This is a genomic window from Streptomyces venezuelae, from assembly GCF_008642315.1.
GTDB lineage: Bacteria > Actinomycetota > Actinomycetes > Streptomycetales > Streptomycetaceae > Streptomyces > Streptomyces venezuelae_D.
On sequence record NZ_CP029192.1, the window covers coordinates 6,346,401 to 6,369,013 of the forward strand.

The 22,613-nt window shown below is 72.6% G+C and carries 21 protein-coding genes; 9 read left to right on the forward strand and 12 right to left on the reverse strand.

The features are described from left to right. Window position 1: 1 nt before the first annotated feature. The 5 genes from efeB to DEJ48_RS27855 all read right to left on the reverse strand — a co-directional run bounded on the left by efeB (window position 2) and on the right by DEJ48_RS27855 (window position 5,654). Window positions 2-1,240, reverse strand: a complete 1,239-nt coding sequence (gene efeB, locus DEJ48_RS27835; RefSeq protein WP_150218971.1) for an iron uptake transporter deferrochelatase/peroxidase subunit — start codon at window positions 1,238-1,240, stop codon at window positions 2-4. Between the two features lie 15 nt (window positions 1,241-1,255). Then, window positions 1,256-2,422: an iron uptake system protein EfeO gene (gene efeO / locus DEJ48_RS27840; protein ID WP_150221438.1), complete on the reverse strand. Its 1,167-nt coding sequence runs from the start codon at window positions 2,420-2,422 to the stop codon at window positions 1,256-1,258. A gap of 195 nt (window positions 2,423-2,617) precedes the next feature. Continuing rightward, on the reverse strand, window positions 2,618-3,523 hold the full coding sequence (locus tag DEJ48_RS27845) for a heme ABC transporter ATP-binding protein (RefSeq protein WP_150221439.1): 906 nt from the start codon (window positions 3,521-3,523) through the stop codon (window positions 2,618-2,620). A gap of 14 nt (window positions 3,524-3,537) precedes the next feature. Beyond that, on the reverse strand, window positions 3,538-4,635 hold the full coding sequence (locus DEJ48_RS27850) for a FecCD family ABC transporter permease (RefSeq protein ID WP_150218972.1): 1,098 nt from the start codon (window positions 4,633-4,635) through the stop codon (window positions 3,538-3,540). Continuing rightward, window positions 4,632-5,654, reverse strand: a complete 1,023-nt coding sequence (locus DEJ48_RS27855; protein WP_150218973.1) for a hemin ABC transporter substrate-binding protein — start codon at window positions 5,652-5,654, stop codon at window positions 4,632-4,634. Before DEJ48_RS27855 ends, DEJ48_RS27850 begins: the two co-directional genes overlap by 4 nt. 177 nt (window positions 5,655-5,831) lie before the next feature. On the opposite strand from DEJ48_RS27855, the gene DEJ48_RS27860 reads away from it, so the two are divergent. The 3 genes from DEJ48_RS27860 to DEJ48_RS27870 are packed head-to-tail and all read left to right on the forward strand — an operon-like array spanning window position 5,832 to window position 9,569. Next, window positions 5,832-7,289 carry an HtaA domain-containing protein gene (locus tag DEJ48_RS27860; protein WP_150218974.1) on the forward strand — a complete coding sequence of 486 codons (1,458 nt, stop codon included), beginning with the start codon at window positions 5,832-5,834 and terminating at the stop codon, window positions 7,287-7,289. A 60-nt stretch (window positions 7,290-7,349) separates the two neighbouring features. Next, window positions 7,350-8,876, forward strand: a complete 1,527-nt coding sequence (locus DEJ48_RS27865; protein ID WP_150218975.1) for an HtaA domain-containing protein — start codon at window positions 7,350-7,352, stop codon at window positions 8,874-8,876. Between the two features lie 15 nt (window positions 8,877-8,891). After that, the gene (locus DEJ48_RS27870; RefSeq protein ID WP_150218976.1) at window positions 8,892-9,569 is read left to right on the forward strand and encodes a PhzF family phenazine biosynthesis protein; all 678 of its coding nucleotides are present in this window, start codon (window positions 8,892-8,894) and stop codon (window positions 9,567-9,569) included. A gap of 63 nt (window positions 9,570-9,632) precedes the next feature. On the opposite strand, the gene DEJ48_RS27875 is transcribed toward DEJ48_RS27870, so the two are convergent. Next, on the reverse strand, window positions 9,633-10,310 hold the full coding sequence (locus DEJ48_RS27875; RefSeq protein ID WP_150218977.1) for a heme oxygenase (biliverdin-producing): 678 nt from the start codon (window positions 10,308-10,310) through the stop codon (window positions 9,633-9,635). A 163-nt stretch (window positions 10,311-10,473) separates the two neighbouring features. Beyond that, a complete protein-coding gene (gene map / locus DEJ48_RS27880) occupies window positions 10,474-11,331 on the reverse strand; it encodes a type I methionyl aminopeptidase (RefSeq protein WP_150218978.1) in 858 nt (285 codons plus the stop codon). Window positions 11,332-11,410: 79 nt separating this feature from the next. Here map and DEJ48_RS27885 point away from each other — a divergent pair, with 79 nt between their 5' ends. After that, window positions 11,411-11,644, forward strand: a complete 234-nt coding sequence (locus DEJ48_RS27885) for a hypothetical protein (protein ID WP_150218979.1) — start codon at window positions 11,411-11,413, stop codon at window positions 11,642-11,644. Between the two features lie 66 nt (window positions 11,645-11,710). Here the strand turns inward: DEJ48_RS27885 and DEJ48_RS27890 are convergent, their stop codons facing one another. Next, the gene (locus DEJ48_RS27890; protein WP_150218980.1) at window positions 11,711-12,991 is read right to left on the reverse strand and encodes an MFS transporter; all 1,281 of its coding nucleotides are present in this window, start codon (window positions 12,989-12,991) and stop codon (window positions 11,711-11,713) included. Window positions 12,992-13,051: 60 nt separating this feature from the next. Beyond that, a complete protein-coding gene (locus tag DEJ48_RS27895) occupies window positions 13,052-13,654 on the reverse strand; it encodes a hypothetical protein (RefSeq protein WP_150218981.1) in 603 nt (200 codons plus the stop codon). 79 nt (window positions 13,655-13,733) lie between these two features. On the opposite strand from DEJ48_RS27895, the gene DEJ48_RS27900 reads away from it, so the two are divergent. The 3 genes from DEJ48_RS27900 (at window position 13,734) to DEJ48_RS27910 (ending at window position 15,817) form a co-directional block, all read left to right on the forward strand. Continuing rightward, the gene (locus DEJ48_RS27900) at window positions 13,734-14,810 is read left to right on the forward strand and encodes a sialidase family protein (protein ID WP_150218982.1); all 1,077 of its coding nucleotides are present in this window, start codon (window positions 13,734-13,736) and stop codon (window positions 14,808-14,810) included. A 24-nt stretch (window positions 14,811-14,834) separates the two neighbouring features. Then, on the forward strand, window positions 14,835-15,539 hold the full coding sequence (gene npdG, locus DEJ48_RS27905) for an NADPH-dependent F420 reductase (RefSeq protein WP_150218983.1): 705 nt from the start codon (window positions 14,835-14,837) through the stop codon (window positions 15,537-15,539). An 89-nt stretch (window positions 15,540-15,628) separates the two neighbouring features. After that, complete coding sequence (locus DEJ48_RS27910) at window positions 15,629-15,817, forward strand: hypothetical protein (RefSeq protein WP_150218984.1); 189 nt, start codon at window positions 15,629-15,631, stop codon at window positions 15,815-15,817. 4 nt (window positions 15,818-15,821) lie between these two features. Here DEJ48_RS27910 and DEJ48_RS27915 read toward each other — a convergent pair whose 3' ends face one another. Further along, window positions 15,822-16,619 carry a site-2 protease family protein gene (locus DEJ48_RS27915; RefSeq protein WP_150218985.1) on the reverse strand — a complete coding sequence of 266 codons (798 nt, stop codon included), beginning with the start codon at window positions 16,617-16,619 and terminating at the stop codon, window positions 15,822-15,824. 97 nt (window positions 16,620-16,716) lie between these two features. Between DEJ48_RS27915 and DEJ48_RS27920 the strand changes: the two genes are divergently transcribed. Together DEJ48_RS27920 and DEJ48_RS27925 are read left to right on the forward strand one after the other, a co-directional pair. Next, window positions 16,717-17,202: a DUF6578 domain-containing protein gene (locus DEJ48_RS27920; protein WP_150218986.1), complete on the forward strand. Its 486-nt coding sequence runs from the start codon at window positions 16,717-16,719 to the stop codon at window positions 17,200-17,202. 252 nt (window positions 17,203-17,454) lie between these two features. Continuing rightward, window positions 17,455-20,751 carry an ATP-binding protein gene (locus DEJ48_RS27925; RefSeq protein ID WP_150218987.1) on the forward strand — a complete coding sequence of 1,099 codons (3,297 nt, stop codon included), beginning with the start codon at window positions 17,455-17,457 and terminating at the stop codon, window positions 20,749-20,751. Here DEJ48_RS27925 and DEJ48_RS27930 read toward each other — a convergent pair whose 3' ends face one another. Both DEJ48_RS27930 and DEJ48_RS27935 read right to left on the reverse strand, forming a co-directional pair. Further along, a complete protein-coding gene (locus DEJ48_RS27930) occupies window positions 20,752-21,582 on the reverse strand; it encodes an ABC transporter permease (protein ID WP_150218988.1) in 831 nt (276 codons plus the stop codon). After that, window positions 21,579-22,601, reverse strand: coding sequence for an ATP-binding cassette domain-containing protein (locus DEJ48_RS27935; protein ID WP_150218989.1), 1,023 nt, complete (start codon window positions 22,599-22,601; stop codon window positions 21,579-21,581). The genes DEJ48_RS27930 and DEJ48_RS27935 overlap by 4 nt, the downstream gene beginning before the upstream one ends. Window positions 22,602-22,613 lie beyond the last annotated feature (12 nt).

Here is a 22,613-nt window from a genome sequence, read left to right on the forward strand (position 1 = left end):
CTCATGCCTCCCCGGTGAACAGGCCCCTGCCCCACCAGTCGTCCTTGTCGCGGACGCCCGGCGGGACCGCGAAGACCGCGGAACCCACGTGCTGGATGTACTCGTTGAGCGCGTCGGAGCGCGACAGGCTGCGCTGCACCGGGATGAAGCCCTTGCGGAGGTCCCGCTGGTACGCGAGGAAGAACAGGCCCGCGTCCAGGCGGCCCAGGCCGTCGGTGCCGTCCGTGAAGGAGTAGCCGCGGCGCAGGATCGTCGCCCCGTCGTTGGTGTCGGGGTGGGCGAGGCGGACGTGCGCGTCCGGCTTCATCGCCTTGAGGAACGGCTCGTCCCGCTCCTTGGCCCTGCCGACCGGCGCGCCCTCGCCCTTGTCGCGGCCGAAGACGTCCTCCTGCTCCTGCAGCGAGGTCCGGTCCCACGTCTCGATGTTCATGCGGATCCGGCGGGCGACCAGGTAGGAGCCGCCCGTCATCCAGTCCGTGCCGTCCTTCGGCCCGACCCACACGTGCCGGGCGAGCGCGGCGGCGTCGGTGCCGGAGACGTTCCGCGTGCCGTCCTTGAAGCCCATCATGTTGCGCGGCGTCTGGGCGTCGGGCGTCGTCGAGGACGTCTTGCCGAAGCCCAGCTGGGACCAGCGCACGGCGACCTTGCCGAAGCCGATGCGGGCGAGGTTGCGGATCGCGTGCACCGCGACCTGCGGGTCGTCCGCGCAGGCCTGCACGCACAGGTCGCCGCCGCTGCGGTCCTTGTCGAGGTTGTCGCCGGGGAACTTGGGGAGGTCGACCAGGGCCTCGGGCCGCTTGTCGTCGAGCCCGAACTTCCCGAACAGGGAGGGCCCGAAGCCGATCGTGAGCGTCAGCCGGGACGGCCTGAGACCGAGGGCCTCGCCGGTGTCGTCCGGCGGCGCCTCGGCGAGCCCGCCGTACGCGCCCTCGCCGACCGCGTGGCCCGCGGTCATCCGCGCCGCGGCCTTCGTCCAGTCCTTGAGGAGCCGCACGAACTCCTCCCGGTCGTCCGTCTTCACGTCGAACGCCGCGAAGTGCAGCCGGTCCTGGACGGCGGTCGCGATGCCGGCCTGGTGCGCGCCGTGGAAGGCGACGGCGGCCCCCGGATCGGCGGCGGGTGTCACGTCGTCGCCGGAGCGGGCCATCGCCACGGCGCCGCCCGCCGCGGCCGCGCCGAGCGCGAGCCCGGCGCCGCCCCAGCCGAGCACGGAACGCCTCGTGGTGGTGGTCTCAGCCATCGTTCCCCCTTGCCGCTACTTGGACTCGGCGACGGCGGCGGCGAGCTTGGACAGCGGCTCGGCCAGCGCGTTGACGCCGTCGTGCAGCTCCTTGCGGTCCGCCTTGCCGACCTTGTCGTACGACGTGAACGCGTAGGAGCCGGCGCCGCCCTCGCGGTGCTTCTCCAGGAGCTTGTCCAGGGCAGCGAACTGCTTGTCGAGCTCCTTGGTGAGCGCCGGGTCGTTCTCGGCGGCGACCGGCTTCAGGAGTTCGTACGACTTCTGGGCGCCCTCGACGTTGGCCTTGAAGTCGACGAGGTCGGTGTGCGAGTAGCGCTCCTCCTCGCCGGTGACCTTGCCGGTGGCGACCTCGTCGAGGAGCTCCTTGGCGCCGTTGGCCATGGAGGTCGGCGTGATCACAGCCTTGCCGACCCGCTTCTGCCAGTCCAGGAGGTCCTTGTCGAGCTGCGTGGCGAGCGTCTTCTCGCGCTCGCCGATCTTCTTGTCCTTCCACAGCGCGCGCTCCAGACGGTGCCAGCCCGTCCAGTCCTTCGCCAGGTCCTGGCCCTCTTCGAGGCCGTCCTCGCGCACGTCGACCTTCGGGTCGATGTCGCCGAAGGACTCCGCGACCGGCTCGGTGCGCTCCCAGCCGATGCGGGAGGTGGCGTACGCCTTCTTCGCCGCGTCGAGGTCGCCCTTGCGCACGGCGTCGGTGAAGGTCTTCGTGGCGGGCAGCGTCTCGTCGGCCTGTGCCTGCGCGTAGGCGCGGTACGCGGCGACGGCCTTGTCCAGGCGCGGGTCGCGCTTCGCGCTCTTGCCGCCGCCGGTGACGGTGACCTTCTGGCGGATGCCGTCGCCCTTCATGCCGGGCTTGCAGGCGATGTCGTACGAGCCCGCCTTCACCTCGGCGGTCAGCTTCTGCTTGGTGCCGGGGCCGATGTTCTCGCGCTCGCCGACGATGCGGTCGTCGGGGAAGAGGAGGTAGACCTCGGTGACCTTGGAACCCTTGTTCTCGATGGCCAGCTCGACGTGTCCGGCGGTGAACTCCTTCTTGGAGACCTCGCACGCGTCGTCGGTGGCGGTCACGCTGACGCTGTTCGTCCCGCCGCTCTTGGCGTCGCTCTTCTCCGTGCAGCCGGTGACGGCGGTCAGGGCGGCCACGGCGACGACGGCGGTGACGACGGGGACACGGGCGGGTCGCACGGGGCGCATAGGGGGCTCCAAGGCGGTTCACGGCAGGCGCTGGCCTCGCCACAGGCGGGCGAGGCGGACCTAACTTAACTGAGCCTTACCTCGGTAATACCCGCCCGTTCCGTGATTCAGCTCTCACGTTCCACCACCGCTCACGGCCCGATCACAGCAGCCTGATGGATGGGCCATGACCAGGCAAAGCGACGGTCAAGCGGGGGTGTGCGGGCCCTGCGGCGGCTTCCGCAGCGGGGCGACCACGGGGGCGCCGGTGCGCGGATGCGGGAAGACCTCGACCGGCTGCCGGTACACCTCGGAGAGCAGTGCTTCCTCGAATACGTCGCCGGGGGCGCCCTCCGCCGCGACGGTCCCGTCGCGCAGCACCGCGACCCGGTCCGCGTACGCCGCCGCGAGCCCCAGATCGTGCAGGACCACCACGACCGCGTCACCGGCGGCCGCCCTCTCCCGGCAGATCCGCAGGACCAGCTCCTGATGGCGCAGGTCGAGGGCGGCGGTCGGCTCGTCGAGCAGCAGCAGCGGGGCGCGCTGGGCGAGGACGCGGGCCAGCGCGACCCGGGCCCGCTCGCCGCCGCTGAGCGCGGAGAAGGGGCGCGCGGCGAACTCCGTCACCTCGGTGGCCGCCATCGACGCGCGCACGATCCGGTCGTCGTCGTCCGCCGGACGCGTCCCGGCCCAGGGCGCGCGGCCCATGCGGACGACGTCCTCGACGGGGAAGGGGAAGGACAGCGCGGCGGACTGCGGCAGCACGGCCCTGCGCAGCGCGAGGTCCGGTGCGGGCCAGTCGGCGGCGGGCCTGCCGCAGACGCGTACGACCCCCTCGGCGGGTGGCAGGTCGGCGGCGAGCGCGGCCAACAGGGTCGACTTTCCCGCCCCGTTGGGCCCGACGAGGGCCAGCACCTCGCCCGCGCGAACGGCGAGCGACACCCCGCCCGACGCCTCGCCCGACATCCCGCCCGACTTCCCGCCCAGCACCTCGCGCCCGCCGAGCCGCACCCGCACCCCCTCGGCCTCGGCGAGGACGTCACCCGGGGCGGCCGGTGCGGGCAGCGCCCGGTCACGCCCCGCGAACAGCCTCCTGCTCAACTGCCCGATCATGCCCACCTGTCCGTTCACGCCCAGCCTCCCTGCCTGCGACGGGTCCTGCGCAGCAGCCAGAAGAAGAACGGGCTGCCGAAGAGCGCGGTCAGCACACCGAGCGGCAGCTCGGCGGGCGCGGCCAGCGTGCGCGCGGCCAGATCGGCCACGACGAGGACCAGCGCACCGCCGAGCGCGCTCCCGGGCACGAGGAAGCGGTGCCCGGGGCCCGCGGCCATCCTCAGCAGATGGGGGACGAGGAGGCCGACGAAGGTGATGATCCCGGCGACGGACACGGCCGCCGCGGTCAGCAGCGCCACCACGAGGACGAGCACGAGCCGCAGCCGTTCCACGTCCACGCCCAGGTGTCCGGCGGGCCGTTCGCCGAGCGACAGGAGGTCCAGCTTTCGGGAGTACAGCGGCGCGACGGCGAGGCCGAGCAGCGCGCAGGGCAGCACGGCGAGGACCTTCGGCCACGTCGCCTGGGCGAGCGAGCCGAGCTGCCAGAACGTGATCTGGCTGATCTGCGCGTTGTCCGCGAAGAAGATGCACAGGCCGATGAGGGCGCCCGCGAAGGCGTTCACGGCGATGCCGGTGAGGATCAGCGTGACGACTTCCGTGCGGCCGCCTTCGCGCGACATGGCGTACACGAGCAGGACGGTCGCGAGCCCGGCGACGAACGCGCAGACGGTGACGGTCCAGTTCCCGAAGAAGGAGAAGCCGAGCGCGATGGAGGCGACGGCGCCGACGGCGGCGCCCGACGAGATCCCGATCACGCCGGGTTCGGCGAGCGGATTGCCGAACACGCCCTGCATCAGGGCGCCCGCGCAGCCGAGCGAGGCGCCGACGAGGAGGGCGAGCACGACGCGCGGCAGCCGCACGTTCCACAGCACGCTCTCGCCGACCCGGTCGAGCGCGGCCCCGCCGAGCCCCATGCGGTGCTGCACGGAGGAGACGACGTCGCCGAGCGGGATGTCGTACGCGCCGACGCCCGCGGAGACCAGACACAGGACGACGAGGGCGGCGGCGAGGCCGACGGTCAGCGGGAGGGCGGCGCCCCGGCGGGTCCGAGGGGGCTCGTCGGGGGCCGCGGGGGTGGTCCTTCGGGCCCCGGGCCCGGTCAACAGGCTCATGACGCGGAGTCGCCCGCGTACAACTGCTTCACCAGGGACTTGAGGACCTGGTCGGTGCGTGGGCCGTAGTTGAGGAGGACGCCGTCGTCGACGGAGACGACGCGGCGGTCGAGGCCCGCGGGGGTCTCGGCGACGCCCGGCACCTTCAGGAGACCGTCGACGCCGCCCACCGAGTCCAGGCCCTTCGTCATCACGAGGATCGCGTCCGGCGCGGCCTTGGCGAGCGCCTCGCTGGTGATCGCGGTGAAGTCCTTGCGCAGCCCGGACTCCTTGCCCGCGTCGACCGCGCCCGCCGCCTCCAGGAGCGAACCCGCCCCCGACTCGCGGCCGCCCAGCAGATACACGGATGCGGAGCCGCGCAGATAGAGGAAGGCGACCCGCGGCTTCTTTCCGCGGGTCCCGGCGGGGATGTCGTCACGGACCGCGTCGATCCGCCGCTCGGTGCGCGCGGTCAGCTCGGCGCCCGCCTTCTCGACGCCCAGGGTCTTCGCCACCGCCTCGATGCGCGGGCCCACGTCGGCGAGGCTCTTCGCGGGGTCGAACACGACGAGGGGGATGCCCGCGTCGCGGATCTGGTCGAGGGCCTCGGCGGGGCCGGTGGTGGAGTCGGCGAGGACGACGGACGGTTCGAGCGAGAGCACGCTCTCCGCCGAGACGTCGTGCGCGCGCGTCACCACCGGCAGCTTCTTCGCCTGTTCGAAGGTGGCGGTGATGTCGCGGGCGACGACGTTCCCGCCGAGGCCCAGGGTGAAGACGATCTCGTTCAGGCTGCCGGTGAGCGGCACGATGCGGCTGGTGTCCTGCACGGTCACCCGGTGGCCGTCGGCGGAGGTGACGGTGGCGGGGAGTTCGGCCTTCGGCCGGGCCGCCAGCGGTTCGACCCGGTCGGGCGCCGAGGCCGCCGCCCCGGTGCCCGTCTTCGGTGTCCGCCCGCCGCCGTCGTCCGACGTCCCGCACCCGGTCAGGCCGAGCGCGAGCACGGCGGCCCATGCGCCGGCGATACGGAGTGAGCGCGCCATACGCACCGAAGTCCACCGTCCTGTCGCGTAGTTGATGCCTGCCCCGAGGGATCGGAGCCGGTCGGTTCCGGTCGGGTCCGGCCGGATTCCGGTTGTGGTCTTCCAGTCCGGAGTGATCGTAGTTTAGGTTAGCCTTACCTAATTAGCCAGGCCCTGGCAGAGCTGGAGGAGATCCCCATGCCGTCGTCCGGACAGGCGCGCGCCATCGGCCGCGCAGGAACCGTGGCCGCGCTCACCGCACTGGCCGGAGCCCTGTTCCCGGCGGCCGCCGCGCACGCCGACGACCGCACGGTCCGGGGCGGTCGGCTCGACTGGGGCATCAAGTCCTCCTTCCAGAGCTACGTCACCGGGCCCATCGCCCACGGCGGTTCGACCCTGCAAGGGGGCGCCGCCACGGTCGGCGGCAGCCAGTTCCGCTTCCACTCGGCGAAGGGCTCGTACGACCCGGAGAGCGGGACGTTCGGCGCCGGGTTCTCCGGCGGGGTGCGCTTCACCGGCCACAAGAAGGGCGGCTCGTACGAGCTCGACCTCACGATCAGCCGCCCCACCGTGAAGGTCTCCGGCGGCTCCGGCACGCTCTACGCCGACATGGTCAGCAAGGAGAAGGGCACCGGCAAGGTCACCTCGACCCCGCAGGTGCCGCTCGCCTCGCTCAATGTCTCCGGCATCGACATGAAGGGCGGCACGGGGCCGATCGCCCTCAACAGCCTCCCCGCGACACTCACGTCACAGGGCGCCAAGGCGTTCGCCGGGTACTACCCGGCGGGCACCGCGCTCGACCCGGTGAGCCTGTCGACGGACCTGGTCGCGAAGTCGGCGCCCGAGTCCGAACCCGAGAAGGCCCCTTCGGACGGCAAGGCGAAGGGGAAAGAGAAGGCGAAGGCGGGGCGCATCGAGAACGCCGCCGTCGACTGGGGCGTGCGCCGCACCTTCCGCGAGTACGTCACCGGGCCCATCGCCGAGGGCGAATGGAAACTGTCCGCCGGCGCCCAGGACGGGGGCGCGCTCTTCCGCTTCCCGAAGGGCGAGGGCACGTACGACGAGAAGAAGCACACCCTCGCCGCGGACTTCGCCGGATCGGTGCGCTTCACCGGCGCGCACGGCCTCGACCTGACGCTCGCCGGAATCGCCGTCGAGGTGAAGGACGGCAAGGGCACGCTGTCGGCGGACGTCGACAGCAAGGGCGACCGCGGCGCGACCCTCAAGGACGCCCCGCTGATCACCTTCCCGGCGGGGGAGAAGGAGTTGAAGCCGAAGGACGGCCTCGTCTCCCTCGCCGAGGTGCCGTCGAAGCTCACCGCCGAGGGCGCCGAGGCGTTCGGCGGCATGTACAGGGCGGGTTCCGCGATGGACCCCCTGTCGCTCGCCGTCGCCCTCGACACGGACGCGAAGCTCCCCGCGCTGCCCGACCTCGGCTCGTCCGCGCGGCCTGACTCCGCACCGGAGAAGCCGGAGAAGCACGCGCAGCCGAAGACCGAGAACGCCGCGAAATCCGCCGACTCCTCGTCGAACGCCGTGCCCATCGGCGTCGGCGCGGGCGTAGCGGTACTGCTCGCCGCGGCGGTCGCCTTCGGCGTCGTACGCAAGAGGCGGGCGGCGACCGACACGCCGACGCCCGACCCCGACGACTCCTGACCACCTCCCCCCCCCGCTCCCTCCTCACCCCCTCCCTCTCTCCCAAGGAGAAGCCTGATCATGGCCGCCACCCGTCGTTCCATGACCTTCGCGGCAGCCGTCGCGACCGCTGTCGCCCTCGGCGCGAGCGCCCTGACGCTGCCCGCGCTCGCCGCCGACGGCGGTGGCGGTGCCAAGAAGCCCGCCCCGCCGAAGCTGGAGCTGAAGGACGGCACGCTGCAGTGGGGTGTGAAGGAGTCCTTCCGGAAGTACGTCATGGGCATGGCCCACGGCAAGATCGAGGCGAAGAACGGCGCCACGCAGGCCGCGGACAACGGGGTGTTCACGTTCTCCGGTGGCAAGGGGACGTACGACACCGGCACGCACGCCACCGACACCGCCTTCAAGGGCGACGTCCGCTTCACGTCGGCGCTCCACAAGTTCGACATCAGCATCGCCGACGTCAAGGTCCGCACCAAGGGCAAGACCGGCGCCATCCGCGCCGATGTGACGCTCAACGGCGCCAAGCAGAACGACATCGACCTGGCCCTGCTCGACCTGAGCGCGGTCGGCCCCGGCCAGGGCGGGGGCGAAGGCGGCGCGATGGTCTTCAAGGACATACCGGCGACGCTCACCGAGAAGGGCGCCAAGGCGTTCAACGGCATGTACGCGAAGGGCGAGAAGCTGGACCCGGCCACGCTCACGGTGACGCCCGGCGGGCCCGTGCCCGCGGAGCCCCCCGCGCCCGCCGAACCGACGAAGCCCGCCGAGACCCCCAGGCACCCGAAGCCCCCCAAGCGCCCCGAGCCCACCAAGTCGCGGCAGCCCGCGGCCGAAAAGCCCCAGAAGCCCGCGGCGGCCACCCCGGCCGGAGTGGTCGACGGCTCGCTGTCCTGGGGGCTGAAGGAGTCCTTCCGCAAGTACATCTCCACCGGCGGCGAGGCGACCGTCGCGGGCGGCGCGAAGAAGATCTCCAGCGGCTTCCGGTTCCCCTACGCCAAGGCGGACCTGGACTCCGACGCGAAGAAGGCCGACGCGTCCTTCGGCGGCAGCGTCCGCTTCACGTACAAGGCGCACGGCATCGACATGAAGTTCGGCGACCTCAAGGTGCGGGCGAACGGCACCAAGGGCACGCTGCTCGCCGACGTCACCACGCCCAAGGGCACCAACAACGACGTGCAGTTCGCCACGCTGGACCTCTCCGGGGTCTCGTACCGGCCCAAGAACGACGTGGTGCACTTCGACAAGGTGCCCGCGACCCTCACGGCGGCGGGCGCGGAGCAGTTCGCCAACGACACGACCGGCTCCCCGTACGAGCCGGGCGAGAAGCTCGACCCGGTGACGGTCGCGCTCTCCGCCAAGGCGGGCGCGAACCTTCCGGAGGCCGACGGCGGAGAGGCGGGCGGCACGGGCACCAAGGGCACCGGCACGACGGGCTCGGGATCGGTCGGCGGCGGAGGCGCGGTCGGCGGCGGTACGGGCACACTCGCGGCCACCGGCTCCTCCGTCCCCTCCACCGCGCTGCTCGGCGCGGCGGGTGTGGCGCTGGCGGCGGGCGCGGGCGCGGTCGTCGCGGCACGGCGGCGACGGGGCCCCGAAGCGGTGTGATGCTTCAATGCCCGGGTGACTGAACCATTCGACGTAGTACGCGTCTTCTGCGGGCCCGACGGTCGGCACGGCAACGAACTCGGTGTCGTGCGCGACGGGGCCCGCACGCCTGTCCGCGAGGACCGCCAGGCGCTGGCGTGCAAGCTCGGCTTCAGCGAGACGGTCTTCGTCGACGACCCGGAACGCGGTGTCATCGACATCTACACGCCCACCCTGCGGCTGCCCTTCGCGGGTCACCCCTGCGTCGGCACGGCATGGCTCCTCGACCTGCCCGAACTGGTCACGCCCGCAGGGGTGGTGACGTCACGTCAGGACGGCGAGTTCACGTGGATCTCGGCCCGCGCGGAGTGGGCGCCGCCGAGGACGCTGCGACGGTACGGGACGGCGGCGGAGGTCGACGCGCTCGACGTGCCGCCGCCGGGGGAGTGGGTCTACGCCTGGGCGTGGCAGGACGAGGCCGCGGGGCGCGTACGAGCACGGGCGTTCCCCGGCCGGAACGACGGCATCGACGAGGACGAGGCGACGGGCGCGGCGGCACTCCTGCTCACCCACGACTTGGGCCGCGCCCTCAACATCACGCAGGGCCGCGGCTCACAGATCCTCACGGCGCCGGGTCCGGGGAACGTGATCGAGGTGGGCGGCAGAGTGGAATTCAGCCGGCCAGACGGTCAATTCAGCCCGACGGGCGGGTAATTCAGCCCCTCCGGCGTTTGAGGAGCGGGGGCCCGGGGGCGGAGCCCCCGAGTCGTCCACCGGTCAGGCGGTCAGCGGAAACTCGTCCCCGAGCTCACGGAACACCGCCGTATTCAGAGCGAAAGCGAACTTGCACTCGTCGACGATCCGCTTCTTCTCCAGCTCGTCCGTGACCACCGCGTCGATCCCGTCGAGCAGCTCGCGGTAACTCCGCTTGAACGCGGCCGGGTTGGAGATGCCCTCGAAGACGTAGAACCGCACGCCGTCTCCCTTGCGGGCGAAGCCCCAGGTCTGCTCGGCCTTGCCGCGGATGATCTGGCCGCCGGAGAGGTCGCCCAGGTACCGCGTGTAGTGGTGGGCGACGTACCCGCCGGGCCAGGTGCGGGCGCACTCCTCGACCCGGGCCGCGTACGCCTCCGTGGCGGGCAGCGGGGTGAGGCCCGCGCGCCAGTCCGCGCCCCGCAGATGCGCGAGGTCGCGCTCCAGCTCGCCGACGCGGGCCAGCTCGGGCCGTATGAACGGCCCGGCGATGGGGTCCTCGCGCAGCGCGCGGGCGCCGTCCTCCAGGGCGCGGTACACGAACCAGAGCTGTTCCGTGTACCGCGTGTACGCGTCGACGCCGAGCCTGCCGCCGAGGAGGTCGCTCATGAAGGACGAGGTCTCCGCCTCGGTGTGCTGCTCGTGGGACGCGGTGCGGATGACCGTCGAGAACGGCGTGAGCGGCGGGTGCGGCGTGACCATGCGATGCCTCCAGGGGAGCCGTGGGCTGACGGAATGGCGGGAACCGGTGCGCCCTCCGCAGATCATGCAAGTTAGGCTTACCTAAGTCAACTGGTTCCCGACATCCTGTCGGTAAAAACGCTACCCGCCTGAGGCCCGCGGAACCTCCTGGACGAAATCCTGCTCAGGGCAGCGTCAGGATCTCCGCCCCGGTGTCCGTCACCACCAGCGTGTGCTCGAACTGAGCGGTCCGCTTCCTGTCCTTGGTGACGACGGTCCAGCCGTCCTCCCACATGTCGTACTCGTGCGTGCCGAGCGTCAGCATCGGCTCGATCGTGAACGTCATGCCGGGCTGGATGACGGTCGTGGCGTGCGGGCTGTCGTAGTGCGGGACGATCAGGCCGGAGTGGAACGACGTGTTGATGCCGTGGCCGGTGAAGTCGCGCACCACGCCGTAGCCGAAGCGCTTGGCGTACGACTCGATGACCCGGCCGATGATGTTGATCTGGCGGCCGGGCTTGACGGCCTTGATGGCGCGGTTGAGGGACTCCCTGGTCCGCTCGACGAGCAGCTTCGACTCGTCGTCGACGTCGCCCACGAGGTAGGTGGCGTTGTTGTCGCCGTGCACGCCGCCGATGTACGCCGTCACGTCGAGGTTGATGATGTCGCCGTCGTTCAGGACGGTCGAGTCCGGGATCCCGTGGCAGATGACCTCGTTGACCGAGCTGCACAGCGACTTCGGGAAGCCGCGGTAGCCGAGCGTGGAGGGGTAGGCCCCGTGGTCGCACATGTACTCGTGCGCGACGCGGTCCAGCTCATCGGTGGTGACGCCCGGCGCGATGTGCTTCGCGGCCTCTTCCATGGCGCGGGCGGCGATGCGGCCCGCGGTACGCATCAGCTCGATGGTCTCGGGGGTCTGCACCTCGGGTCCCGAGTACGGGGTCGGCGCGGGTTTCCCCACGTACTCCGGGCGGCGGATGGCGCCGGGGACGGAACGGTGGGGAGAGAGCTCCCCCGGGACGAGCAGTGACTGGCCAGACATGCCAGCGAGTCTAGCCAGCCGTCGTGGGGCAGCATGGTCTCGGAGAGCGGTACCCGAACGGGGACGGAAGGAGCGGGGCATGGCGCTGTTCAAGAAGCGCACAGTCGGCAAGCCGGGCGAGTGGTTCTACTGCCTGGAGCACGGAAAGGTCGAGGAGGGCCCTGACTGCCCCGGCAAGGACCGGATGGGGCCCTACGCGTCCCGCGAGGAGGCGCAGCACGCGATGCAGACCGCTCAGGAGCGGAATCTCGAATGGGAGAACGATCCCAAGTGGCATGACGCGAGTGCGCGGGGCGAGGACGGCGACACGTAGGGGGTTTCCGGAGCCGGTGGGCCTCCGCGGGCCGGGGGTGGCTGGTCGCGCTGTTCCCCGCGCCCCTTACGGGGCCACCGGCTCCGGCGTTTCGCCCGCCTCCCTGCGTCGCTTCGCGTCCGGGTCCGTCGTCGCGTCGTACGAGACGAGCTTCGGCAGCACCGCCGCGAGGATGCCGACCGAGGCCAGGCAGGCGAGGCCGCCCGACCAGATCGCGGGCCGTGTGCCGGTCCAGCCGGCCGCCGTGCCCGCGCGGACCTGCCCGAGCTGCGGGCCGACGCTGTACGACAGGACCTCGATCCCGGCGAGCCGCCCGCGCAGCTCGTCCGGGATCGTCTGGTTCCAGATCGTGGAGCGCCCGAGCCCGCTCGCCATGTCCCCGGCGCCCGCGAACGCCAGGCAGACGAGCACCAGCCAGATGTTGGAGAGCCAGCCCGCCGCGGTGATCGCGAGGCCCCAGCCCGCCGCCCCGAACACGACGAGCAGCCCGTGCCGCCGCACCCGCGACGTCCATCCGCTGGTGAGGCTGAACACCAGGGACCCGACCGCCCCGGCCGCGTACATCAGGCCCAGCGCCCACTTCGCGTCCAGGTCGTCCGCGAGGAACGGGAAGATCGTGTTCGGGAAGGCGAAGAACATCGCCGCCATGTCGATCGCGTACGTACCGAGCAGCACCGGCCGTGACCACGCGTACCGCGCGCCCTCCGCGAGCCCCTTCAGCGACGGCTTCTCCGCGTCGTGGGCGGCGGGCGCCGGGGAGAGACGGGTGCACAGCGCGACGGAGAGCACGAAGCAGACGGCCGTGACCCCGTACGCCGAGGCGTGGCCCGCGTACGCGACGACGATGCCCGCGAGGGAGGGCGCCGCGATGGCGCCCACGTTCCACCGCAGCGAGTTCAGCGCCGCGGCCGCCGTCAGCTGGTCGTGCGGCACGATCCGCGCCATCAGGGAGTCCAGGGCGGGCCGCTGCAACCCGGCGAGCGCGGAGACACCGGCCGCCACGACGTACAGCGGCCACAGCAGCGGCTCGGGCAGCAGCGCGTTCACCAGGAGGACGACGGCGAGGAGACCGAGGCCCGCCTCGGTCAGGAGGATCACCTTGCGCCGGTCCACGGCGTCGGCGAGCGCCCCGCCGTACAGACCGAAGACGATCAGGGGCACCAACTCCACCGCGCCCATCGCGCCGACCGCGACCGGTGAGTCCGTCAGCTCCTTGATCTGGAGCGGCAGGGCGACCAGGGCCATGAAACTGCCGAACGTGGTGACGAGCCCCTGCACCCACAGCAACCGGAAGTCACGGGTGGATCGCCAGGGGGAGAGATCGGGCAGTATCGCGGAGAGAGGCACGAAGAGTCATGCTCTGCGCAGACCGGTGCGGTGAGCAACTTATTTCTGTTCGCTCCGCACTCACCACCGCGTCGGCGGCGGAGACGTCAGCTGGTCGGCGAGCCGGGAAAGACGGTCGCGCAGCCGCCTGCGGCCCCGCGCCGCGGGCAGCGCGTTCTCGCCGGCCGCCGCGCTCACCAGGTGCTGGACCGTGTCGAGGTCGAGCTCCGGCGTCTCGGGTACGGCGAGGACCTCGTGCGAGAGCGCCGCCAGGTCCCGGTCCCCGGCGTCGAGCGCGAGCACCGTCGCGCCGGCCCGCCGCGCGTCGTGCACCCGCGTGAGCAGCTCCGGGTCCGGCGCGTCCGGCGCCACCACGAGCAGCGTCTCGCCGCGCCGTGCCGCCTCGATGCGGCCGAGCCCCGTCGACAGATGCGCCGGGTCCGTGGCGAGGACCCGGTGGCGCACGAGCGTCGGGGTCAGCTCCGGCGTACCCGACCAGGCCGCCTCGTCGACGAGGTGCGCGGCCAGGTGCCACGGCTCGTACGCCTCCGTGCCCACGAGCAGCAGCCCGCCGCCGTGCGGCACGACGGAGGTCCGCAGCGTCCCGGCGAAGCGGCGGGTGGCGCCCAGCCACTCCGTCCCGGCGAGCACTTCGCGCAGCAGCGCGACCCGAACGGCGTCCATGGCGTCGCATCATGCAGCAACAGGCCACTCGTCACCGGGCGTTCACGGGGAATTCCCCCGCGCAGGGGAAGGGCGGGGGATGACTGCTGAGACATCTGTTCCCTTCCGGGCGGGCCGCGAGGGATACGCGAGCTTCCGCATCCCCGCCGTCGTCACCAGCACGACCGGCACCGTCCTCGCCTTCTGCGAGGGCCGCGTCGGCTCCCAGGACGACTTCGGCAACATCGACATCGTCCTCAAGCGCTCCGCCGACGGCGGCCGCACCTGGGGCCCGCTCCAGGTCGTCGGCAAGAACGGCGCCGACCTCGCGGGCAACCCCGCCCCCGTAGTCCTGGACACCGGACGCGTCCTCCTCGTCCAGGTCAGGAACGCCGCCGCGGCCACCGAGGACGCCATCCGCCGCGGCCAGGTCTCCGCCGCTGCCGGACGCCGCGTCTGGGTGCAGCACAGCGACGACGACGGCCTCACCTGGAGCGCCCCGCGCGAGATCACCGGCCAGACCAAGCGGGCGAACTGGCGGTGGTACGCGACGACACCCGGGCACGCCGTGCAGCTCACCACGGGCCGGGTGCTGGTCCCCGCCAACCACTCCCTGCCGCCCTCCGGAGCCGACAACGGCACCGAGGGGAAGTACAACGGCGGACACTGCCTGCTCAGCGACGACGCGGGCGCGACCTGGCGCATCGGCTACATCGACGACAACACCAACGGCTACATCAACGTGAACGAGACCACCGCCGCCGAACTCCCCGACGGCCGCGTCTACTTCAACACCCGCAACGACTCCCCGGCCCCCGGCACCCGGGGCGACGCCCACTCCCACGACGGCGGCCACAGCCTGGCCCGACCCTTCCGCCCCCAGGCCGGCCTCACCGGCCCCGTCGTCGAGGGCAGCGTCCTCCAGCTGCGCGACCCCGACGTGCTCCTCTTCTCCGGCCCCGCCGACCCGGGCTTCCGCGCGCTCATGACCGTGCGCCGCTCCACCGACGGCGGCACGACCTGGCAGGTCGCCCACACGGTCGACGGGCTCCCCGCCGCGTACTCCGACCTCGTGCGCCTCGACGCGGAGACCGTCGGGCTGCTCTACGAGACCGGTGACTTCAGCGCGTACGAGACGATCACGTTCCGCCGGGTGCCGGTCGCGGAACTGACGTGACGTACGGCTGAGTAAGGTCGCCGCATGACTTCCAACGACAGTGTGCAGAAGGCCCCCGCCAAGGACCCCTGGGAGCTGCCCGACGTGTCCGGGCTCGTCGTCGGCGTGCTCGGCGGCACCGGCGACCAGGGGCGGGGGCTCGCCTACCGCCTCGCCCGCGCGGGCCAGAAGGTGATCATCGGCTCCCGCGCCGCCGAGCGTGCGCGGGCCGCCGCCGACGAGCTCGGCCACGGCGTCGAGGGCGCGGACAACGCGGAGTGCGCCCGGCGCAGCGACATCGTGATCGTCGCCGTGCCGTGGGACGGCCACGCCAAGACCCTCGAAGGGCTCCGCGAGGAGCTGAGCGGCAAGCTCGTCGTCGACTGCGTGAACCCGCTCGGCTTCGACAAGAAGGGCGCCTACGCCCTCAAGCCCGAGGAGGGCAGCGCCGCCGAGCAGGCCGCCGCGCTGCTCCCCGACTCCCGCGTCACCGCCGCCTTCCACCACCTGTCGGCCGTGCTCCTCCAGGACCCGGAGATCGAGGAGATCGACACGGACGTGATGGTCCTCGGCGAGAGCCGCGCCGACACCGACACGATCCAGGCCCTCGCCGCCCGCATCCCCGGCATGCGCGGCGTCTTCGCGGGCCGCCTCCGCAACGCCCACCAGGTCGAGTCGCTGGTCGCCAACCTGATCTCCGTGAACCGCCGCTACAAGGCGCACGCGGGCCTGCGCGTCACGGACGTCTAGAGACCGCCGGGGCGTGCGGGGCCGGGGCGGGGCATGGGGGACACTGGATGCGTACGTCAGCACGCTTTCCCCGACAGGAGCCGACCCCCATGCCCCGCCTCGCCGTGTACGCCCTCGTCGTCTGCGCCCTCGCCGTCGCCGCGGCCGTGATCTCCTTCGTGCAGGGCAGCTGGCTCGGCATCGTGTGGGTGCTGCTCGCCGGGCTCTCGTCGAACATGGCCTGGTTCTACCTGCGGCGGGCCAAGGCGGAGCGGGACGCGCAGCGGGCGCAGGCGTAAAGCCCTAGGGCCTGGGAGGAATCTCCTGGGACCCCTCCCAGAAGCGGTACAGCTCGTGGCCCCAGTAGGTGTCCCACTCGGTGACGCCCAGGGAACGCAGGACCGCGTCAATCGCGTCGAAGAAGGCGCGGTTGACCTCCGGGATCCACAGGACGACGAAGACCGCGATCAGCCCGAACGGCGCGAACGGCTCCACCTGGCGGCGGATCCTGTGCGAGAGCCACGGTTCGATGACGCCGTACCCGTCCAGGCCCGGGACGGGCAGGAAGTTCAGGATCGCGGCGGTCACCTGGAGCAGGGCGAGGAACCCGAGCGCGTAGCGGAACGTGTCCGGGACGCCGTCCAGGGCGTGCAGCCAGAACGGCGCCGTGCAGACGAGGGCGAACAGCACGTTCGTCAGCGGGCCCGCCGCCGAGATCAGACTGTGCCGCCAGCGGCCCCGGATGCGGCCGCGCTCGATGAAGACGGCGCCACCGGGCAGACCGATGCCGCCCATGATCACGAACAGCACGGGCAGCACGATGCTGAGCAGCGCGTGCGTGTACTTGAGCGGATTGAGGGTCAGATAGCCCTTCGCGCCGATGGAGATGTCGCCGCTGTGCAGCGCGGTGCGCGCGTGCGCGTACTCGTGCAGGCAGAGCGAGACGATCCAGGCGGCCGTCACGAAGAGGAAGACGGCGAGCCCGGGGTTGTCGGCGAAACCGGTCCAGGCGGCCCAGCCGGAGACCGCGGTGACGGCGGCGATCCCCAGGAAGACGGGGCTGATCCGCCGGTCGGAGCGGCGGACGGGGGTGGTGGTCATGGGGCGGTGCTCCTGGAGTCTGGCGGCGGCGGCCGGGCGTGCCGACCGTACCGAAAACGTCTCGCACGCCGCGCCGGGTTCCGGGGACGCTGGGCGCATGACCGTATGGAACGTGATGTACGAGGACTGGCAGCTGGAGTGCTGCGGTGACCCGTTCGCGGTGGGCGACGAGGTGACGTGGCGGCTCATGGTCGACACGACGGCGCCCGAGCGCGAGTGGCGGGCGGAACTCACCGAGATCGAGGGACCGGTGGAGTCGGCGGGAGGCGGCCCGGTGGTCTGCTCGGGCGGGGTGACGGTGCCGTGGACGGGATCGGGGGCGTGGCCGCCGCGGCTGCACCTGAGGGGCCTGCTCAGGGTGGAGCACCACGGCGGCGAGTGGCCGCGGACGACGGGGGTGGTCCGTGGCATCCAGGTGGTCGGCCAGGGCTTTCTGGAGGAGAACCTGGTACCGGGGAAGAGGACCCTCCGCCCGGTGGACAGGTGCCCGAAGCGTTTCGAGCACGTGGGCAGGGCGGCGGCGGGGGCGAAGCTGCGCCGGGAGGAGACGGGGGTGCTGGTGGCACTGGAGGTGGAGGTGTAGGTGGAGGTGTAGGCGGAGGTGGCTCACCGGTACGGCCCCGCGCCCCGCCCGCCTGCCTCCGTCGGCGGGCCCCTGCTCCCGCTGGACGGCGCGGGGTGAATGGGTGGGTGGGAGTGACCCGCCGCGGAGCGGCGGGCCGGGGCTCCTGCTCCCACGGGACGTCGCGGGGCGAACGGGCGGGCGGGTGGGAGGCATCCGCCGCGGAGCGGCGGGCCAGGACCGCCCCGGTCGAGGGTCAGGGAGAATGTCCCGGTGAGATACCGCGTGCTGGGGACGACCAGAGCCACCCGCCCCGACGGAACCCCCGTTCCCGTCGGCGGCGCCCGCCTGCGCGCCCTCCTCACCGCCCTCGCCCTGCGCCCCGGCTCCCTCGTCCCCGCCCAGGCCCTCGTCGACGACGTATGGACGGCCGATCCCCCCGCGGACGCGAACGGCGCGCTGCAGGCACTGGTGGCCCGCCTTCGCAGGACGCTCGGCGCGGACGCCGTCGCCTCGGCGGACGGCGGCTACCGGCTCCGCGCGGACCCGGACGACGTCGACGTGTTCCGCTTCGACCGCCTCGTCGCCGACGGCACCCGCGCCCTCGCGGACGGCGACGCGGCGAAGGCGGCCGCGGCCCTGGACGACGCGCTCGCCCTGTGGACCGGCGAGCCCCTCGCCGACCTCCCCGAACGCACCGCGGACACCGCCCGCTGGCAGGCCCGCCACCTCGACGCCCGCCGCGCCAGGATGACCGCGGCCCTCGCCCTGGGGGACGCCGAGCGGGCCCTGCCCGAGCTCGCCGAGCTCTGCGACACGTACCCCCTGGACGAACCGCTGCAGGCGTTGCGGCTGCGGGCCCTGCGCGACACGGGCCGCGCGGCGGAGGCGCTCTCGGCGTACGAAGGAGTGCGGCGCGGCATGGCGGACCGGCTCGGCGCCGACCCGGGCCCCGAACTCCGCGCCCTGCACGAGGAGTTGCTGAGGCAGCCGCCCCCCGCCCCCGCCCGTGACCGCGCCCCCGGCAACCTCCGGGCCCGGCTCACCTCCTTCGTCGGCCGCGAGGCCGACATCGACGCGCTCCGGAGCGACCTCGACGGCGCGCGGCTCGTGACGTTGCTGGGCCCCGGCGGCGCCGGGAAGACGCGGCTCTCGCAGGAGGTCGCCGAGGCCGTCGCGGGAGGTCACCCGGACGGCGTGTGGCTGGCCGAGCTCGCCCCGGTCGAGGATCCCGCCGACGTCCCCGCCGCCGTCCTCACGGCGCTCGGCGCCCGCGAGACCGTGCTGCGCGGCGCCGGCGCCGAGGAGATGCGGGCCATGACGGAGCGGCAGGGCAAGGACCCCGTCGCCCGGCTCGTCGAGCACTGCGGCGCGCGCCGCATGCTGATCGTCCTCGACAACTGCGAGCACGTCGTCGAGGCCGCGGCGCGCCTCGCCGACGAACTCCTCGCCCGCTGCCCCGGGGTGACGGTCCTCGCCACGAGCCGTGAACCCCTCGGCGTACCAGGTGAGTTGCTGCGGCCCGTCGAGCCGCTGCCCGAGCCCGTCGCGCTGCGCCTCTTCGCGGACCGCGGCGCCGCGGCCCGGCCGGGCTTCACCGTCGGGGCGGACCCGGCGGCCGCCGCCGAGATCTGCCGCCGCCTCGACGGCCTGCCGCTCGCCATCGAACTCGCCGCCGCCCGGCTGCGGATGCTCACCCCACGCCAGATCGCCGACCGTCTCGACGACCGCTTCCGGCTGCTCACCAGCGGCGCCCGCACGGTCCTGCCGCGCCAGCAGACGCTGCGGGCCGTCGTCGACTGGTCCTGGGACCTCCTGGACGAGGCCGAGCGCACGGTCCTGCGGCGCCTCGCGGTCTTCGCGGGCGGCTGCGACCTGACCGCGGCGGAGGAGGTGTGCGCGGTCCCCGGGAGCCCGCACGACGTCGCGGACCTGCTCGGATCCCTCGTCGACAAGTCCCTCGTCGTCGCCGCCCCGGCGGCGCTCTCCGACGGCGGCATGCGCTACCGGCTCCTCGAGACCGTCGCCGAGTACGCGGGGGAGAGGCTCGACGAGTCGGGGGACAGGGCCGCCGCCGAGCGCGCCCACCTCGTGCACTACCGCGAGGTCGCGCGGACCACCGACCCCGAGCTGCGGGGCCGCGGGCAACTCGCCGCCGTGGAGCGTTTCGAGGCAGAGTACGAGAACCTGCGCACCGCCCTGCGTCACGCGGTCGCCGCCCGGGACGAACAGGAGGCGCTCTGCCTCGTCCTGTCCCTCTCCTGGTTCTGGCAGATCCGCGGCCTGCGCCTGGAGACCCGCAACTGGTCCCGCGACGTCGCCGCCCTCGGCCCCGACCCGTTCGCGCCGCCCGTCGAGCCCGCGCCCCCGCTGTACGAGTCGTGCACGGACGCGCCCCCGCCGATGCGCCCCGAGGTCCTCGTGGAGGCCCGCCGCGGCGTGCACCTGCTCCTCGTCTCCTGCATGGAGATGGACATGGTGGACTGGCAGTCGCCGGAGGCGGCGACCAGGCTGGAGGGCGTCCGGCGCGCCTACCGGCCCGGCCTCCCGCAGACCTGCCGGACCCCCGGCAACCTCTGGTTCTTCGCCGTGCTGCTCGGCGGCGGCATGGACGCGCTGCGGGACGTACTCGACGAGACGGTCGCCGCCTGCCGTGCGCTCGGGTACGAATGGGAGCTCGCCGCCGCCCTCCAGACGCGGGCCAACATCTTCGCCAACCGCACCGACTGGGCCGGTGACGCCCTGGGCGACGCGGACGAGGCGCTGCGGGCGTTCCGGCGGATCGGTGACGTGTGGGGCATGGCCGAGGCGCTCGCCGCGCGCGGCGAATCGCGGGAGCGGCGCGGTGAGTTCGCGGCGGCCGCGAAGGACTACGAGGCCGCGATCGAGTACGCCGCGCAGCTCGACGCGCAGAGCCAGGTGGCGCTGCTCAAGGCCCGGCTCGGCTCGATCCTGACGGACTCGCCCGCGCGGCGTGACCTCTTCGACCGGGGTGAGGCGCTGCTGCGGGAGGTCCTCGACGACCCGGGCCGGCACCGCACGACCGACGCCCTGCCCGCCGCCCGGCTCTTCCTCGCCCTGGCGCTCGGCCGCAGCCACCGCCTCGACGAGGCGCGCGAGCAACTGCGCCTGCTGCGCCTGGAGTTCAGCGGTATCGGGTACGCGATCTTCGACAGTTCCGTGCTCGGCGTCACCGCCTGGTTCGACGCGCTGGACGGGCGGTACGCCGAGAGCCTCGTGGGGGCGTGCCAGGCATTCGGGAAGGCGCTCGATCCGCTGTCGCGGATCGTCGCCCCGCAGATGGTGGCCGTGCACCTGTCGATCGTCGTCATGGCGCTCGCCGGGGAGGGCGAGCACGCGTACGAGGCGGCGCGGCTCCTCGCGGTCTCCGACGGCCAGCTGCCGCCCGGGCACTTCGCGACCACCATGGAGCGGGAGATCCGGGAGGGCGCGGACGAGCGGTGCCGCGCCGCGCTCGGCGACGACGCGTTCGAGGCGGCGTACGCGTCGGGCGGTGACCTCTCCCTGGAGGAGGTCACCGCCCTGTGTGCCGCGTGGGCGGCCCGGTGATCAGTTCTTCGTGCGGAACTTGTGGATCGCGATGGGCGCCATGACCACCGTGAGCGCCACCGACCAGCCCACCGTCACCCACAGGTCGTGGGCGACGGGACCGCCGACCATCAGTCCGCGCGCGGAGTCCGCGAGCGCGGACAGCGGGTTGTAGTCGGTGAAGCCCTGGAGCCAGCCCGGCATCGACTGGGTCGGCGCGAAGATCGACGAGCCGAACTGCAGCGGCATCAGGACCAGGAAGCCCATCGCCTGCACGGACTGGGCGCTCTTCATCGAGACGCCGAGGACCAGGAAGATCCACATGATGGACGTGCCGAACAGGGCGGAGAGGCCGACGGCGGCGAACAGGCCGCCCCAGTTGGTGATGTCGAAGCCCACCAGGACACCGACGATCATCATGATCGTCGTCGCGATGAGCAGCCGCATCAGCTCCACCACGATCTTGGCGAAGAGCACCGAGCCCTGACCGATCGGCAGGGTCCGGAAGCGGTCCATGATGCCGTTCTGGAAGTCCTGGTTGAAGCCGGTGCCGACGGCCATCGCGATGTTCATGCTCATCATCGCCATCATGCCGGGCACCACGTACTGCACGTACTGGTCCTGACCGCCGCCGAGCGCCTGCCCGATGGAGCCGCCGAAGACGTACACGAACAGGAGCGTGAAGACGATCGGCATCAGGACCGCGTCGAACATCGACTCCGGGTCCTGCCTGATCCACAGCAGATTGCGGCGGACCAGCGCGCCGGTGTGCCGGACATGGCCGCGCAGGCCGATGCGGGCGTCCGCCTCGCCCTTCTTGAGGGGGGTGGCCGTGAGTGTGGTGGCGCTCATACGGCGACCTCCTCGAGTTCCGTGGGACGCGCGTCCTGCGGGGCACTGGCCTTCTGGCCGGTGATGGACAGGAACACCTCGTCCAGGCTGGGCAGTTCGGTGGCTATCGAGCCGATGGTGATGCCGCGCGCGGTGACCGCGCCGACGACGGCGGTCAGCTGCTCGTCGCTGAGGATCGGGACGAGGACCGTGCCGGACTCGGTGTCCACCGTGGTGGTGGCGAGGCCGGTCAGGCCCAGGTCGTCGAGGGCGCTCGCGAGCGGGCCGAGCTCCAGCGGGTCGGCCGGACGGATGCGCAGGGTGCGGCCGCCGACCTTCGCCTTCAGCTCGTCGATGCCGCCGTTGGCGATGACCTTGCCGCGGTCGATGACCGTCAGCTCGGAGGCCAGCTGTTCGGCCTCCTCCATGTACTGCGTGGTGAGCAGCACCGTCACGCCGTCGCCGACCATGCGCTTGACCTCGCCCCACACCTCGTTGCGGGTGCGGGGGTCGAGGCCGGTCGTCGGCTCGTCCAGGTAGAGGACGGAGGGGCTGCCGATCATCGACGCGGCGAGGTCGAGGCGGCGGCGCATGCCGCCGGAGTACGTGCTGGCGGGGCGCTTGGCCGCCTCGGTGAGCGAGAACCGCTCCAGGAGACCGTCGGCGCGGGACCTGGCCTCCTTGCGGGACAGGTCGAGCAGCCGCCCGATCATGTAGAGGTTCTCGCGTCCCGACAGCTTCTCGTCCACCGCCGCGTACTGCCCGGTGAGGCCGATGACGCGGCGGAGCTGGCGGGGCTGACGCACCACGTCGTACCCGGCGACCAGGGCGGAGCCCGCGTCCGGGGTGATGAGGGTGGACAGGCAGCGCACGAGGGTGGTCTTGCCCGCGCCGTTGGGACCGAGCACGCCGAGGACGGTGCCCTCGCGCACGTCGAGGTCCACGCCGTCCAGTGCTTTGGTCTCGCCGTAGTGCTTGACCAGTCCCCTCACGGTGACCGCGCTCCCTGCGCCGCCGGGGGTGATGTCGATTCGGTTCATGCCCCCAAGGTG

Bases quoted from the DNA above. Each gene is read 5' to 3' on its own strand.
- DEJ48_RS27875 (WP_150218977.1), bottom strand. From the start codon at position 10,310: ATGGTCACGCCGCACCCGCCGCTCACGCCGTTCTCGACGGTCATCCGC.
- DEJ48_RS27920 (WP_150218986.1), top strand. From the start codon at position 16,717: ATGACCGTATGGAACGTGATGTACGAGGACTGGCAGCTGGAGTGCTGC.
- DEJ48_RS27855 (WP_150218973.1), bottom strand. From the start codon at position 5,654: ATGGCGCGCTCACTCCGTATCGCCGGCGCATGGGCCGCCGTGCTCGCG.
- DEJ48_RS27910 (WP_150218984.1), top strand. From the start codon at position 15,629: ATGCCCCGCCTCGCCGTGTACGCCCTCGTCGTCTGCGCCCTCGCCGTC.
- DEJ48_RS27935 (WP_150218989.1), bottom strand. From the start codon at position 22,601: ATGAACCGAATCGACATCACCCCCGGCGGCGCAGGGAGCGCGGTCACC.
- DEJ48_RS27915 (WP_150218985.1), bottom strand. From the start codon at position 16,619: ATGACCACCACCCCCGTCCGCCGCTCCGACCGGCGGATCAGCCCCGTC.
- DEJ48_RS27895 (WP_150218981.1), bottom strand. From the start codon at position 13,654: ATGGACGCCGTTCGGGTCGCGCTGCTGCGCGAAGTGCTCGCCGGGACG.
- efeB (WP_150218971.1), bottom strand. From the start codon at position 1,240: ATGGCTGAGACCACCACCACGAGGCGTTCCGTGCTCGGCTGGGGCGGC.
- DEJ48_RS27865 (WP_150218975.1), top strand. From the start codon at position 7,350: ATGGCCGCCACCCGTCGTTCCATGACCTTCGCGGCAGCCGTCGCGACC.
- DEJ48_RS27850 (WP_150218972.1), bottom strand. From the start codon at position 4,635: ATGAGCCTGTTGACCGGGCCCGGGGCCCGAAGGACCACCCCCGCGGCC.
- map (WP_150218978.1), bottom strand. From the start codon at position 11,331: ATGTCTGGCCAGTCACTGCTCGTCCCGGGGGAGCTCTCTCCCCACCGT.
- DEJ48_RS27860 (WP_150218974.1), top strand. From the start codon at position 5,832: ATGCCGTCGTCCGGACAGGCGCGCGCCATCGGCCGCGCAGGAACCGTG.
- DEJ48_RS27885 (WP_150218979.1), top strand. From the start codon at position 11,411: ATGGCGCTGTTCAAGAAGCGCACAGTCGGCAAGCCGGGCGAGTGGTTC.
- DEJ48_RS27930 (WP_150218988.1), bottom strand. From the start codon at position 21,582: ATGAGCGCCACCACACTCACGGCCACCCCCCTCAAGAAGGGCGAGGCG.
- DEJ48_RS27900 (WP_150218982.1), top strand. From the start codon at position 13,734: ATGACTGCTGAGACATCTGTTCCCTTCCGGGCGGGCCGCGAGGGATAC.
- DEJ48_RS27845 (WP_150221439.1), bottom strand. From the start codon at position 3,523: ATGATCGGGCAGTTGAGCAGGAGGCTGTTCGCGGGGCGTGACCGGGCG.
- npdG (WP_150218983.1), top strand. From the start codon at position 14,835: ATGACTTCCAACGACAGTGTGCAGAAGGCCCCCGCCAAGGACCCCTGG.